The 13,753-nt window shown below is 72.5% G+C and carries 11 protein-coding genes; 10 read left to right on the top strand and 1 reads right to left on the bottom strand.

Going from position 1 to position 13,753, the window contains the following annotated elements; all coding sequences use genetic code 11:
• Window positions 1-96: 96 nt before the first annotated feature.
• The 3 genes from BL254_RS07255 (at window position 97) to BL254_RS07245 (ending at window position 2,151) form a co-directional block, all read left to right on the top strand.
• Window positions 97-474 (top strand): helix-turn-helix domain-containing protein, encoded by a 378-nt coding sequence (locus BL254_RS07255; protein ID WP_076842871.1) that lies wholly within the window; start codon window positions 97-99, stop codon window positions 472-474.
• A 91-nt stretch (window positions 475-565) separates the two neighbouring features.
• A complete protein-coding gene (locus BL254_RS07250) occupies window positions 566-1,357 on the top strand; it encodes a PspA/IM30 family protein (protein WP_047221393.1) in 792 nt (263 codons plus the stop codon).
• Window positions 1,358-1,359: 2 nt separating this feature from the next.
• Window positions 1,360-2,151, top strand: a complete 792-nt coding sequence (locus tag BL254_RS07245) for a phage shock envelope stress response protein PspM (RefSeq protein ID WP_047221394.1) — start codon at window positions 1,360-1,362, stop codon at window positions 2,149-2,151.
• On the opposite strand, the gene BL254_RS07240 is transcribed toward BL254_RS07245, so the two are convergent.
• Window positions 2,140-6,603 carry a DEAD/DEAH box helicase gene (locus tag BL254_RS07240; protein WP_076842870.1) on the bottom strand — a complete coding sequence of 1,488 codons (4,464 nt, stop codon included), beginning with the start codon at window positions 6,601-6,603 and terminating at the stop codon, window positions 2,140-2,142. The two genes, BL254_RS07245 and BL254_RS07240, sit on opposite strands and share 12 nt — an antisense overlap.
• A gap of 55 nt (window positions 6,604-6,658) precedes the next feature.
• Here BL254_RS07240 and BL254_RS07235 point away from each other — a divergent pair, with 55 nt between their 5' ends.
• From BL254_RS07235 to BL254_RS07205, 7 genes are all read left to right on the top strand, one after another.
• Window positions 6,659-6,853, top strand: coding sequence for a DUF3046 domain-containing protein (locus tag BL254_RS07235; RefSeq protein WP_047221395.1), 195 nt, complete (start codon window positions 6,659-6,661; stop codon window positions 6,851-6,853).
• Between the two features lie 228 nt (window positions 6,854-7,081).
• Window positions 7,082-8,119, top strand: coding sequence for a recombinase RecA (gene recA, locus BL254_RS07230; RefSeq protein ID WP_076842869.1), 1,038 nt, complete (start codon window positions 7,082-7,084; stop codon window positions 8,117-8,119).
• Between the two features lie 16 nt (window positions 8,120-8,135).
• Window positions 8,136-8,630 (top strand): regulatory protein RecX, encoded by a 495-nt coding sequence (locus BL254_RS07225; protein ID WP_052914216.1) that lies wholly within the window; start codon window positions 8,136-8,138, stop codon window positions 8,628-8,630.
• Window positions 8,631-8,901: 271 nt separating this feature from the next.
• On the top strand, window positions 8,902-10,617 hold the full coding sequence (gene rny / locus BL254_RS07220) for a ribonuclease Y (protein ID WP_047221396.1): 1,716 nt from the start codon (window positions 8,902-8,904) through the stop codon (window positions 10,615-10,617).
• A gap of 65 nt (window positions 10,618-10,682) precedes the next feature.
• On the top strand, window positions 10,683-12,134 hold the full coding sequence (gene miaB, locus BL254_RS07215) for a tRNA (N6-isopentenyl adenosine(37)-C2)-methylthiotransferase MiaB (RefSeq protein ID WP_076842868.1): 1,452 nt from the start codon (window positions 10,683-10,685) through the stop codon (window positions 12,132-12,134).
• Window positions 12,131-12,901 (top strand): hypothetical protein, encoded by a 771-nt coding sequence (locus BL254_RS07210; RefSeq protein ID WP_076842923.1) that lies wholly within the window; start codon window positions 12,131-12,133, stop codon window positions 12,899-12,901. The genes miaB and BL254_RS07210 overlap by 4 nt, the downstream gene beginning before the upstream one ends.
• Window positions 12,901-13,746 (top strand): alpha/beta fold hydrolase, encoded by an 846-nt coding sequence (locus BL254_RS07205; RefSeq protein WP_047221397.1) that lies wholly within the window; start codon window positions 12,901-12,903, stop codon window positions 13,744-13,746. Before BL254_RS07210 ends, BL254_RS07205 begins: the two co-directional genes overlap by 1 nt.
• Window positions 13,747-13,753 lie beyond the last annotated feature (7 nt).

The following is a 13,753-nucleotide window of genomic DNA, read 5'->3' as shown; positions in this document are numbered from 1 at the left end:
GTTGCTTACATGGTTACAGTCGTATCAACGGCCAGCCATCACGGTGGACAGCAGGTATACGGTAAGGCCCAGCCCGAGGACGAAGGAGGAGGCACGATGGTCCTGCTCCGACGCATGCTCGGCGAGGCATTGCGCCGCCGCCGCCAGGATCAGCACCGGACCCTGCGTGAGGTGTCCTCCAACGCGAGAGTCTCGCTCGGATACCTTTCCGAGATCGAGCGGGGACAGAAGGAGGCCAGCTCCGAGCTGCTCGCGTCGATCTGCGACGCGCTCGGCGTCCGGCTCGCCGACCTGCTGCGTGAGGTGAGCGACGATCTGGAGCTCGCCGAGCTCGCGGCCGGCGGTCCGRCCCGGGTGGGCGCCCCGATGGCGGGGATGCCGCCGATGGCCGCCATGCAGCCCCCCGCGATGCAGCCTCCCGCCATGCAGTCCCGTGGCGGCGCGACCACCGCCGTGGTCGACYGTGCCGCCTGAGCCGACTGTCGACGGCGGTGCCGTCTAGCCGACGTCCGTTTTAGTGGGCCGGGGGGCACCGATGTCCGGCTTGACGTGCGACGATCGGGGTATGGCGAACGTCGTCCGCAAGCTCTACCGCTATCTGTCCGCGTCGGCGAACCGGAAGCTGGACGAGAAGGCGGATCCGCGCGTCCAGATCGACCAGGCGATCACCGAGGCGCAGCGGCAACACCAGGCGCTCGTGCAACAGGCTGCCGCGGTCGTCGGCAACCAGCGGCAGCTGGAGATGCGGATGGCGCGCCAGATCGAGGAGGTCGAGAGCCTGACCGCCTCCGCACGCCAGGCCATCCTGCTCGCGGACGCGGCCAGCGCGAAGGGCGAGGCGGACGCGGCAGCCCGCTACGAGCAGACCGCGCAGGCGTTCGCCAGCCAGCTCGTCGCCGCGGAGAGCTCCTTCGACGACCTCAAGGCCCTGCACCAGCAGGCCGCACTCTCCGCCGAGCAGGCCCGCCGCGCGGTGGAGGACAACACGCTGCGGCTGGAGGGGCAGCTCGCCGAGCGGGCCCGGCTGCTGACCCAGATCGAGCACGCCGCCATGCAGGAGCAGATGAGCAAGGCGCTCGACGGCATGTCCCGGCTCACCCCGCCAGGCGACACCCCGACGCTGGGGCAGGTTCGGGACAAGGTCGAGCAGCGCTACGCGATCGCCCTGGGACGGCACGAACTGTCCTCGCAGGGGGTGGAGTCGCGGATGCTGGAGATTCGTAGGGCGTCGTTGGACGCGAAGGCGTCCAACCGTCTCGCCGAGATCCGCACGGCCCTGTCGGCCGGGCCAGCGGTGGGCGGATCCGACGGCACGCTGTCCCTGGACAAGGGACAGGCTGATCGGCCGGACGCCTGACGATGCTGCCGGCACGCGGGACGGGGCCGAGCAGCCGCCTGCCGGAGTGGCTGCGTGCCGATATCGAACGCCGGAACCTGCTGCGCGGCGAGCAGCGGCTGATCCGTGCCCAGGCCCGGCAGCGCCGCCGCGCGGCCGCATCCGCGCGGGCGTGGTCCGGGGTCGCGGTCCTCACCCCGGCGGTCGCGGTGCTCGACGGGACGTGGGGCTGGCTGGTCGTGGGCGCCGGCGCGCTCGTGCGGGCCGGTCTGTCCTGGCGTCAGGCGCGGGCGGCTCCGGCGCTGCCGGCGGCTCTGCCGCTGCCGACGGCGCCGCTGCCCTCGCGGCTGCGGATACGGGGCTCGGCCGCCGCGGAGCCCCTGCATCGCGGCGAGGCGGCGGTGGTCGCGCTCGCAGCCATGCTGCGGTCGTTGCCGCCCGGGGCCGCCGCCGAGGCGGTCCGCGCGGCGATGGCGTCGGCCGCCCAGGTGGTCGATGGTCTGCGCGGCCAGGCCGCCCGGGCGCTGGCCTGTGAGTCGGCGGCGCGTACGGTCGTCGACCCAGGCCGTCGAGCGGAGATCACTACTACGATCACGGGCCTGGTGAGTTCGATGACGACCGCCGCGGACGCCCTCGACGAGATGCTGGCCGCGGCCAGTGACCTGCTCGCCTCGACACCGTCGGCGCTGTCGTCGGCACTGTCGCCGGCGGGGGCGGTGGCGGGGCGCGACGGTGAGCTCGAACGCGGGACCGCGGCCCTGCGCGGCTTCGCCGACGGCCTGCGCGAACTCATGCGGGATGGTTCAGGCCCGTAGCCGCAGGCCGCGCGGTGTGGGATGGAAGCCGGCGCGTTCCAGGGCCTGGCCGAGTTCGCTGGTGCGCAGTTCGCTGGTGAGCACGGCCTGGCCGTCGGCCCTCTCCACGGACAGCTGTCCCAGCCAGCCGTCCCGCACGGCGAGCGCGAGGGCGTCGACCGCCGGCTGCACCCGTTCGGGGTCGTCGGTCCAGGTCAGCAACGTCCGGCCGCCGCGTTCGACGTAGAGCACCAGTTCGCCGTCGACGAGCACGACGAGCGCACCCGGTGTGCGTCCCGGCCGGTGTCCCGAAGAGTTGGCCGGCTGGGCCGCCGGCCAGGGCAGGGCGGCGCCGTAGGGGTTCGCCGGGTCGGTCGCGGCGAGCACGAGTGCGCCGGACGTCGCCGGCATCGCCCGCAGCCGGTCGACCGCACCGGGGACGGCGAACTGGGCCGCGCCGAGGGATTCCACGAAGTATCCACGTCTGCACTGTCCGTTGTCCTCGAAGGCGGACAGGAGGCGGTACACCCCGGCGAAACCGCCCGGGATCCCCTCGGCCGCGACTGTGCCGCGGGTGACGATCCCGTACCGGTCGAGCAGCATCTCGGCCTGCGCGTGGGCGCGCAGCGTCGGGTCGGGATCCCGCGCTGGCAGCAGTGACCAGCGGCCGGCCACCGTCGGCGGGCCGGTCCGCGACGGCATGCTCGGACGGGAGTAGCGCACCGGGCGCAGCCGGGGGCTGCGCCGAGCGGTCGGATGGCTGCCGCGGCGGGCGGCCAGCGAGGTCCGCAGCGGGGTGAGGCTGTCGTTGGTGACCAGGCCCGCCCACACCAGATCCCACAGCGCGGCTGCGAGCGCGGTGTCGTCGAGGCTGCCGACCCGGTCGGAGAGGGACCGGAAGAACAGGGCGGCCCCCGCGTCGAGGGCCTCGAGCACGGCGGCGTGCAGGGGGGTGCTCGCCGCGTCCGGGACGGGCGGTGGCAGCAGCAGGGGAGCGCTGTCGGCGAGGACCAGGGTCAGCCAGCCGTCGTTGCCGGGCAGCCCGCCCGCGCCGGCCCACAGCACCTCACCGGACACGCACAGCTCGTCGAGCATCCCCGGCTGGTAGTCCGCCACCCGGGCGGGCAGGACGAGCTGCTCCCAGGCGCTGGCCGGCATCAGCGCGCCCTGCAGCTGCTCGACGGCCCGCACCACCGCGTCGACGCCGTGGCTGCCACCGTGGCTGCCGTCCCGGCCGCGTGACAGCCCCTGCCAGGCGGGCAGGAAACGGGCAAGGGCCGTCACCGGGACGGGCTCGACGTCGCGGCGGGAGGCGGCGAGGCTGCGTCGGCGCAGTATCCGTAACACCGTGTCATCACACCACTGCTCGCCGGTGCCACCCGGGCGCAGTTCGCCGCGGACGAGCCGGCCGGTGGCGAGCATCCGCTCCAGGCCGGCGGTCACCACGGCCACACCCAGTCCGAAGCGGTCGGCGACCGCCTCGGCGTCGAACGGGCCGTGCGTGCGCGCGTAGCGGGCGAGCAGGTCACCGAGCGGGTCGCGGACCGTTTCGGTGAAGGCCGTGGGCACCCCGACCGGCACCGGGATGCCGAGGGCGTCACGCAGCCGGCCGGCGTCCTCGACGGCCACCCAGCGTTCCTCGCCGGCGACGCGCACCCGCAGCGCGCGGTGGGTGTCGGCGAGTTCGGCGAGGTGGGCCGGGGTCGCGCCGCGGGCCAGCGCCTCCGGTGTGCTGAGGTCGCCGACCACGCGCAGCAGGTCGGCGACGTCCTCGACGTCACGCGCCCGCCGGTCGGGTGCCAGGCGCTGCAGTTCGGCCTCCACCTGGGCGAGCACGGCCGCGTCGATCAGCTCCCGCAGGTCGGCCTGGCCGAGCAGCTGGGTGAGCAGGGAGCTGTCCAGCGCGAGCAGTTGGGCCCGGCGTTCGGCCAGCGGGGTGTCCCCGTCGTACATGAACGCCGCGACGTAGCCGAACAGCATCGAGCGGGCGAACGGCGAGGGCGCCGCGGTCTCCACCTCGACGACGCGCAGCGTGCGGGCCGCGATCTGACGCATCAGCCCGGTCAGGGCGGGGACGTCGAAGACGTCCTGCAGACACTCCCGCATGGTCTCCAGCACCACGGGGAAGTCGTCGAAGCGGGCCGCCACCGCCAGCAGGTGGGCGCTGCGCTGCCGTTGCTGCCACAGCGGCGTCCGGCGGCCGGGGGTGCGCCGCGGCAGCAGCAGCGACCGGCCCGCGCACTCCCGGAACCGGCTCGCGAACAGCGCGCTGGTACCGACCTCGGCCCGCACGAGCGCGTCGATCTCGTCGGGGTCGAACACGACCACGTCGGCGGTGGGGGCGAGGTCGGCGTCCGGGATCCGCGCGACGACACCGTCGTCGGAGTGCATGATCTGCACCTCGACGCCGTAGCGGTCGCGCAGCCGGGCGGCGATGGCCAGCGCCCACGGCGCGGCCACCGGGGCGCCGACGGGCGAGTGGACCGCCAGCCGCCAGTCGCCGAGCTCGTCCCGGAAGCGTTCGACGACGATCGTCCGGTCGTCCGGCAGATGGCCGGTGGCCGCCCGCTGGTCGGCGAGGTAGGTGAGCAGGTTGTCGGTGGCCCACCTGTCGAACCCGGCCGCCCGCAGGCGCTCGCGTGCCTGCCCGCTGTCGAGGCGGGCCAGCTCGCGGGTGAAGGCGCCGATCTCGCGGCCGAGTTCCGCGGGACGCCCGAGCGTGTCACCGTGCCAGAACGGCAGCTTGCCCGGCCGGCCCGGCGCCGGGGCCACCAGCACCCGGTCGGGGGTGATCTCCTCGATCCGCCAGCTTGACGACCCGAGCAGGACGACGTCACCGACCCGGGACTCGTAGACCATCTCCTCGTCCAGTTCGCCGACCCGGCTGGCCTTCTCACCCACCAGAAAGACCCCGAACAGGCCGCGGTCGGGGATGGTGCCGCCGCTGGTGACCGCCAGCCGCCCGCTGCCGGGCCGGCCGGTGAGGGTGCCGGTGACCCGGTCCCAGACCAGGCGGGGACGCAGCTCGGCGAAGTCGTCGCTGGGGTAGCGGCCCGCGAGCATGTCCAGGACCGCATCCAGAGCGGGCGGCGGCAGCGTCGCGAACGAGGCCGCCCGGCGGACCAGCGCGGCGATGTCGTCGACCGGCCAGGGATCCATCGCGACCATCGCCACGATCTGCTGGGCGAGCACGTCCAGCGGGTTGCGCGGATACCGCAGCTGTTCGATCCCGCCGTCGCACATCCGTTCGGCGACGACGGCGCACGACAGCAGGTCGCCGCGGTGCTTGGGCATGATCACGCCGCGGCTGGCGGCTCCGACCTGGTGCCCGGCGCGCCCCACCCGCTGCATGCCGGCGGCCACGCTCGGTGGTGACTCGACCTGGACGACGAGGTCGACGGCGCCCATGTCGATGCCGAGTTCCAGGCTGGAGGTGGCCACGACCGCGGGCAGCCGGCCGGCTTTGAGATCATCCTCGATGAGCGCCCGCTGCTGTCGGCTGACGCTGCCGTGATGCGCCCGGGCCACCTCGAGGGACGGGTCCCGCATGCGCTGGGCGTACGCCTCGTTCAGCCGGGCGCACAGCCGTTCGGCCAGCCGGCGGGAGTTGGCGAACACGATGGTCGAGCGGTGTGCGAGGACGAGGTCGAGGATGCGTTCCTCCACGGCCGGCCAGATCGACGCGGCCGGCCGCGGACCGGTGTCGGCGTCGGTAGTTGGACCGGCGAGCTGGGTCATGTCCGGCACCGGCACGACCACGTCGATCCGCAGGGTCTTTCCCGTGGGTGGGCGGACCACCGTGACCGCGCGGGCACCTCCGAGGAAGCGGGCGACCTCCTCGGTCGGGCGCACCGTCGCCGACAGGCCCACCCGCTGGGCGGGGGTGTCCAGCAGCGCGTCAAGGCGTTCCAGGCTCAGGGCGAGGTGGGCGCCGCGCTTGGTGCCGGCCACGGCGTGCACCTCGTCCACGATGACCGTCTCCACCCCGCGCAGCGCCTCGCGCGCCTGGCTGGTCAGGATCAGGAACAGCGACTCGGGCGTGGTAATGAGCACGTCCGGGGGCAGCCGTCCGAACGCCCGCCGCTCGGCGGCGGGGGTGTCACCGGAGCGGATACCCACCCGCACGTCGGGCTCGGGCCGGCCCAGGCGCGCCGCGGTGGCCCGGATCCCGGCCAGCGGGGCCCGCAGGTTGCGTTCGACGTCCACGGCCAGGGCCTTGAGCGGGCTGACGTAGAGCACCCGGCAGCGCCGGGACGCGTCGGCCGGGGGACCGGCGCGGGCGATCCGGTCCAGCGACCACAGGAAGGCCGCGAGCGTCTTGCCCGAGCCGGTCGGGGCGACGACCAGGACGTCGTCCCCGTGGCTGATCGCCTCCCAGGCGCCGGCCTGCGCGGGGGTGGGCGCGGGGAACACGCCGGTGAACCAGGCCCGGGTGGGGGCCGAGAACAGCGTGAGGGGGGACGGCGCGGGCATGCCCTCGAGTCTGCCTGTCGCGAGTATGCCTGTCGGGAAGGGCAGACTTGCACCCGTGCGACTGACCGAGTTCTGGGCGCGAATGAACAAGCAGTTCGGCTCCGGGTACGCGGAGTCGGTTGCCCGCGACCATGTTGTCGCCGGGCTCGGCGGGGTCACGGTCGAGGCGGCCCTCGCTCGCGGTGACGACGCCAAGGACGTCTGGCGGGCGGTGTGCGAGGAGTTCGGCCTGTCCGCGCGCGAACGCTGACGGTTCGGCGCGTCGAGGATGCTATCGAACGCCTGTTCGCCTACTGTGGATACCGAGTGACAAGGTGCCCCGGTGGGGTGAGCCGACGGGTGAGAAAGGCTGTTGATCGTGGCTGCTTCGACCGTCCAGTTGTCCACAGGCGCGGCCCGGCGCTCGAAATTGTCGGACCCGCCCCCTACCGTCGCCATCGTGGCCAAGAATCGACGACCTCAGCCTGGAGTGACCCCGATGGCAGGACTCGACCGCGAGAAGGCGTTGGAGAACGCCCTCGCTCAGATAGACAAGCAGTTCGGCAAGGGCTCGGTGATGCGGCTCGGTGACGACACCCGCCCACCGGTCCAGGTCATCCCGACCGGTTCCATCGCCCTGGACGTGGCGCTCGGCATCGGTGGGCTGCCGCGTGGCCGCGTCGTGGAGATCTACGGTCCGGAGTCGTCCGGGAAGACGACCGTCGCGCTGCACGCGGTCGCGAACGCCCAGGCCGCCGGCGGGATCGCGGCCTTCATCGACGCCGAGCACGCGCTCGACCCCGACTACGCGGCCAAGCTCGGGGTCAACACCGACGCGCTGCTGGTCTCCCAGCCCGACACCGGTGAGCAGGCGTTGGAGATCGCGGACATGCTCATCCGGTCCGGCGCGATCGACATCATCGTCATCGACTCGGTGGCGGCCCTCGTGCCCCGGGCCGAGATCGAGGGTGAGATGGGTGACAGCCATGTCGGTCTGCAGGCCAGGCTGATGTCCCAGGCGCTGCRCAAGCTCACCGGCGCGCTGTCGCACTCGGGGACCACCGCCATCTTCATCAACCAGCTCCGCGAGAAGGTCGGTGTCATGTTCGGTTCGCCCGAGACGACCACGGGCGGCAAGGCGCTGAAGTTCTACGCGTCCGTGCGGCTGGATGTTCGCCGTATCGAGACTCTGAAGGACGGGACGGATGCCGTGGGTAACCGTACCCGAGTGAAGGTCGTGAAGAACAAGATGGCCCCCCCGTTCCGCACGGCGGAGTTCGACATCGTCTACGGGGGCGGCATCAGCAGGGAAGGCTCGTTGATCGATATGGGGGTCGAGCAGGGCATCATCCGCAAGTCGGGGGCCTGGTACACCTACGACGGTGATCAACTGGGTCAGGGCAAGGAGAACGCCCGCTCCTTCATGCGGGACAATCCCGACATCGCCGACGAGATCGAAAAGCGAATCAAGGAAAAGCTCGGCCTGGTGCCGACGCTCGACGTGGATCCGGCGTCCCCGCCGCCGGCCGACCTGTGAAACAGGCCGCGGACCTGTGAAAGAGGCCGCGGACCCGGTCGCCAGAGCGCGGGAGATCTGTCTGCGCCAGCTTGAGGCCCGGCCGCGAAGCCATGCAGAACTGGCTGCCACCCTGGCGCGGCGCGGGGTGGATCCCGACACCGCGCAGGCGGTGCTGGCCCGTCTGGCCGAGGTGGGTCTTGTTGACGACAGGGCGTTCGCCACCGCGTTGATCTCCTCCGCGCGGGCGAACCGAGGTCTGGGTCGCCACGGGCTCGTCCATGAGCTGCGTCGCCGGGGGGTTGACGCGGATGTCATCGCCGCGGCGCTCGCCGACCAGGACGACCTGGACACCCACGACGAGGAGGCCGCCGCGCGGGAGCTGGTACGACGTCGTATGCCGGCGATGGCAGGGCTGCCGGCCCAGGTGCGCACCCGGCGTCTGGCCGCGTTGCTCGGCCGTCGCGGCTACCCGTCCGATCTTGTTGTAAGGGTGATCACCGAGGAGGTTGTGGATGGTTCGCTTGACTAGCTTTTCTTGACCGTTCACGAGCCGCAGACCTACTCTCGGCAAAGGTGAGAGGGCTCCCGCGGTGACGCGGTTCCGATAACGTGAAACAACTTCACACGAGGGTGGCTGGCCCGGATCGCGACGTCTGTGGACGCCGCCGCATCCGCTTGTGCTCAGGCGTTTGTCGGTAGCAGCACGGATTCCGCAAGTTCCGGAACAGCCCGTTTCGTGGGCCCCCTCGCCGTTTCGGCCCGTTGACCGCGGGCCAATCCCGGCCGAGGGAGGAGGACCGATGAGCGTTCTCCTCGTCGTGCTTGCCAGCTGCGTGCTCGTGGGCCTGGGGGTAATTACGCTGCTTCTTCTTCGCGTCCTGCGCTCGGGAGATGGCCTGGCGGCGTCCCAGCCCCGGGCCGGGGGCGAGGACGGCGCTGATGTCGAGGTGGCGGAGGCCGAGTCCGCTGAAGCCGCCGAGCTCGCCAGGCAGGCCAGCAGCCTGCGGGAGCAGGCGGAGCGGGAAGCCGCGGAGCTGCTCCGCCGCGCGGAGGAGAACGCCCGAGCGCTGCGGGAACGGGCCGAGGCGGAGTCGACGCTGCGTGGCTCCCTTGTCGAGGCGGAGGCGCGCGAGGCCGGCCGGAAGTCGGCGGAGACCTTCCGGACGCAGGCCGAGGAGGAGGTGCGGGCGCTGCGGGTGGAGCTGCGCGAGCGGGACGCCCGTCTCGCCCAGCGCGAACAGCGGCTGGAGGCCCGTGCCGCCGTCGTGGACGAACAGGCCCGCCACATCGAGGCCAGGGACCACGACCTGGCGGCCCGGGAGGCCGAACTCGCCAGACGGCGCGCGGAGGTCGTCGACCTGGAGGAGGAACGCCGCCGGACGCTGGAGGAGGCGGCCCGGCTCACCGCCGCCCAGGCGCGGGCCGAACTTGTCAAGGTCGTCGAGGCCGACGCCCGGCGGGACGCGGCCGTGCTGGTCCGCGACATCGAGGCGCAGGCCCGGGAACAGGGCGAAGAACGGGCCAGGAAGATCGTTACGCTGGCCATCCAGCGGGTCGCCTCGGAGACGACCACGGAGTCGGTCGTCTCCGTCCTGCATCTGCCCAGCGACGAGATGAAGGGCCGCATCATCGGCCGCGAGGGCCGCAACATCCGGTCGTTCGAGTCGGTCACCGGCGTGAACGTCATCATCGACGACACGCCCGAAGCGGTTCTGCTCAGCTGCTTCGATCCGGTACGCCGCGAAATCGCCAAGATCACCCTGGAGGCCCTGGTCGGGGACGGGCGCATTCATCCGCATCGCATCGAGGAGGAACACGACCGGGCCAGGCGCGAGGTCGAGGCACGCTGTGTGCGCGCCGGCGAGGACGCGCTCGTGCAGACCGGCGTCGCGGAGATGCACCCCGAGCTGATCCACATCCTCGGGCGGCTGCGGTACCGGACCAGCTACGGCCAGAACGTCCTGGCGCACCTGATCGAGTCCGCGCACCTGGCTGGGATCATGGCCGCCGAGCTGCGGCTGCCGCCGGCACTGGTCAAACGGGGCACCCTGCTCCACGACCTCGGCAAGGCGCTGACCCACGAGGTGGAGGGCAGCCACGCCCTCATCGGCGCCGAGATCGCCCGCCGCTACGGCGAGGACGAGGAGATCGTCCACGCCATCGAGGCGCACCACAACGAGGTCGAGCCGCGTTCGATCGGGGCGGTGCTCACCCAGGTCGCGGACCAGATCTCCGGCGGACGGCCGGGTGCCCGCCGGGAGAGCCTGGAGTCCTACGTCAAGCGGCTCGAGCGCATCGAGCAGATCGCCGGCGAACGCCCGGGGGTGGAGAAGGTCTTCGCGATGCAGGCCGGCCGCGAGGTCCGGGTGATGGTCGTCCCGGATCAGGTGGACGACATCGCCGCGCACATGCTCGCCCGCGACGTCGCGAAACAGATCGAGGACGAGCTGACCTACCCGGGCCAGATCCGGGTCACGGTGGTTCGCGAGACCCGCGCCGTCGAGACCGCCCGTTAGCCGTCGAGACCACCCGCCGGAGGCGGTGGAAAGTGTCTGTTGCGCCCGCGCCGTAGGCTGGCTGCGTGAGTCCCCGCAGTTACCAGGTCCGGACATTCGGATGTCAGATGAACGTCCACGACTCCGAGCGGATCGCCGGCATGCTGGAGGCCGCCGGTTACGTGCCCGCGGCCACGGATGTCACTCCGGACGTGGTGGTGTTCAACACCTGCGCCGTGCGCGAGAACGCCGACAACCGGCTCTACGGCAATCTTGGTCAGATGTACCCGGCGAAGAAGCACCATCCGGGTATGCAGATCGCGGTCGGTGGCTGTCTCGCGCAGAAGGACCGCGCGACGATCACCGAACGGGCGCCCTGGGTGGACGTCGTCTTCGGCACCCACAACCTGCACCGGCTGCCCGTGCTGCTCGAGCGGGCACGGCACAACGCGGCGGCCGAGGTCGAGATCGTCGAGGCGCTGGAGGTCTTCCCCAGCGCGCTGCCCTCCCGCCGGTCGACGCACCACTCGGCCTGGGTGAGCATCAGCGTCGGCTGCGACAACACCTGCACCTTCTGCATCGTGCCGAGCCTGCGGGGCAGGGAGACCGACCGGCGTCCGGGCGACGTCCTGGCCGAGGTCGAGGCGCTGGTCGCCGACGGCGTCATCGAGATCACCCTGCTCGGCCAGAACGTGAACTCCTACGGCCGGTCGCTGGGTGATCCCGGGGCGTTCGCGAAACTGCTGCATGCCTGCGGGACGATCGACGGGCTGGAACGGGTCCGGTTCACCTCGCCGCATCCGCGGGACTTCACCGACGACGTGATCGAGGCGATGGCGGCGACCCCGAACGTCTGCCCGCAGCTGCACATGCCGCTGCAGTCGGGGTCGGACGCGGTGCTGCGGCGGATGCGCCGCTCCTACCGCCAGGAGCGTTTCCTGGGAATCCTCGAACGGGTCCGGGCCGCGATGCCGCACGCCGCCATCACCACCGACATCATCGTGGGCTTCCCGGGCGAGACGGAGACCGACTTCGCCGACACCCTGCACGTGGTGCGCGAGGCGCGGTTCGCCGGCGCCTTCACCTTCCAGTACTCCGCGCGGGCGGGCACCCCGGCCGCCGCCATGGACGGCCAGGTCGACCCGGCTGCCGTGCGGGACCGTTACGAACGGCTGGTGGCCGTCCAGGACGAGATCTCCTGGGTGGGCAACCGCGCGCTCGTCGGCCAGCCGGTGGAAGTCCTCGTCGTCGAGGGGGAGGGGCGCAAGGACGCCGCCACCGGGCGGCGTTCCGGCCGCGCCCGGGACGGCCGGTTGGTCCATCTGGGTGCGCCGTCGGCCACCCTGATCCGTCCCGGCGACGTGGTGCGGACGGCGGTCACGCGGGGCGCGCCCCATCATCTCGTCGCGGACGGCCCGCTGCTGGCCCACCGGCGGACCAGGGCCGGTGACCTGTGGGAGGCCGAGCGGGAGCGGCCGGCCGCCGCGGCCGCTGCCGGCGCGCCCACGCTTCTCGGTATGCCCGCCCTGCGGCGGTGACGCTGACAGCGGCGGTTGTCTGTCCGCATCCACCGTTGCTCGTCCCCGAGCTCGCCGCCGGTGAGGCTGTCGCGGTGCGTAGGCCGGCGATCCAGGCGGTGCGCCGGCTCGTGGCCGGCGGCCCGGACGTCGTCGTCGTCGTCGGTGACGCGCCACGGACCAGGCCGTACGCCGCTGGCGAGTCCGGAAGTCTGGCTGGTTACGGGGTGCCGCTGTCGGTCGCGCTGGGATCCGCCACGCCAGGGGCGGCCCCGACGCTGCCGCTGTCGCTGACGGTCGGGGCCTGGCTGCTCGGGCAGGTTCCGTGGGAGGGCGCGGTCACCGGCCTCGGCGTGAGCGCGACGACCAGCGCGGCGGACGCCGCCCGGCTCGGCGCCGAGCTCGCCGGCTCGGCGCGGCGGGTCGCCCTGCTGGTGATGGGCGACGGCAGCGCGCGGCGGACGGTCGGCGCGCCTGGCGGGTTCGACAGCCGCGCGGACGGCCACGACGCCGCGGTGGCGGAGGCGCTCGCCACCGGCGACGCGGCCGCGCTGCTGAGCCTGGACCCCGTCCTCTCCCGCGAGCTGATGGCGGCCGGCCGCGCGTCGTGGCAGGTGCTCGCCGGCGCGCGGCTTGCCGATGCTACCCTCGCCGCCACAGCGCACGACCCGGACATCACCATGAGCGACACGCGCACGTGGTCATGGATGTCTCGTGCTGAGTATGTCGCTGCCCCTTACGGTGTGGGGTACGTGGTCGCCGTGTGGGAGCAGGGGAGTCCTTGGTAATGGTCTCGACGTCGACGGAACTGCCGTCCGGGGTACAGCGCTCGACCTGCGCAAGCCTTGCGGTCCTGCGGGCCGGATCGTCCATCGACCCGCCGGTCGTCCTGCTACCCGGCTACACCGGGAGCAAGGAGGACTTTCTGCCGATCATTCCGCGTCTTGCGCGGGCCGGGTTCGACGTGATCGCGGTCGACCAGCACGGCCAGTACGAGTCGCCCGCGGCCAACCCGGAACAGGACTGCACGGTCGACGCCCTTGCCGGGCAGGTCAGCCTGGTGGCCGACGAGATCGGTCGCCCGGTGCACCTGCTCGGCCATTCCTTCGGGGGGCTGGTCGCGCGGGCCGCGGTCATCGCCCGGCCGTCGTGTGTGGCAAGCCTTGTGCTGCTCAGCTCCGGCCCGGCCGGGATCGTCGGCCCTCGGCGGATCGCGCTGCAGGCCATGCGGGTCCTGTACAGGCGTAGCGGCCGGGACGCGGTGTGGGCCGCCATGCGGGCCGCGGACACCGCCGTGTACCCGCCCGGTGGGCTTGAGTTCCTGGAGCGCCGGTTCTTCGCCAGCAGTGACGTCGGTCTCCGGGTGATGGGGGAGCAGCTTCTGAGCGAACCTGACCGGGTCGGTGAGCTTGCTGACGCTGTCGGCCAGGACGCCGTACCCGTGCTGGTCGCCCACGGGGCCGCCGACGACGCCTGGCCGCCGCGTCTGCAGGCGGAGATGGCGACACGCCTGGGCGCCCGTTACGAGGTGATCGCCGGGGCGGCGCACTCACCGGCGATCGAGAACCCGAAGGTCACCGCCGCGGTGCTGGTCGAGTTCTGGCGTAACGGCGTGGGCCAGCGGGCCGCGTAGACCCGCC

The organism is Protofrankia sp. BMG5.30 (assembly GCF_001983005.1).
In the GTDB taxonomy this organism is placed as follows: domain Bacteria; phylum Actinomycetota; class Actinomycetes; order Frankiales; family Frankiaceae; genus Protofrankia; species Protofrankia coriariae.
The sequence above is the reverse complement of the archived record's forward strand: the minus strand, read 5'-3'. Positions and strand labels throughout refer to the sequence as shown.

Excerpts from the sequence above, each read along its gene's own strand:
- BL254_RS07250 (WP_047221393.1), top strand. The coding sequence starts at position 566 with ATGGCGAACGTCGTCCGCAAGCTCTACCGCTATCTGTCCGCGTCGGCG.
- BL254_RS07245 (WP_047221394.1), top strand. The coding sequence starts at position 1,360 with ATGCTGCCGGCACGCGGGACGGGGCCGAGCAGCCGCCTGCCGGAGTGG.
- BL254_RS07240 (WP_076842870.1), bottom strand. The coding sequence starts at position 6,603 with ATGCCCGCGCCGTCCCCCCTCACGCTGTTCTCGGCCCCCACCCGGGCC.
- rny (WP_047221396.1), top strand. The coding sequence starts at position 8,902 with ATGAGCGTTCTCCTCGTCGTGCTTGCCAGCTGCGTGCTCGTGGGCCTG.
- BL254_RS07205 (WP_047221397.1), top strand. The coding sequence starts at position 12,901 with ATGGTCTCGACGTCGACGGAACTGCCGTCCGGGGTACAGCGCTCGACC.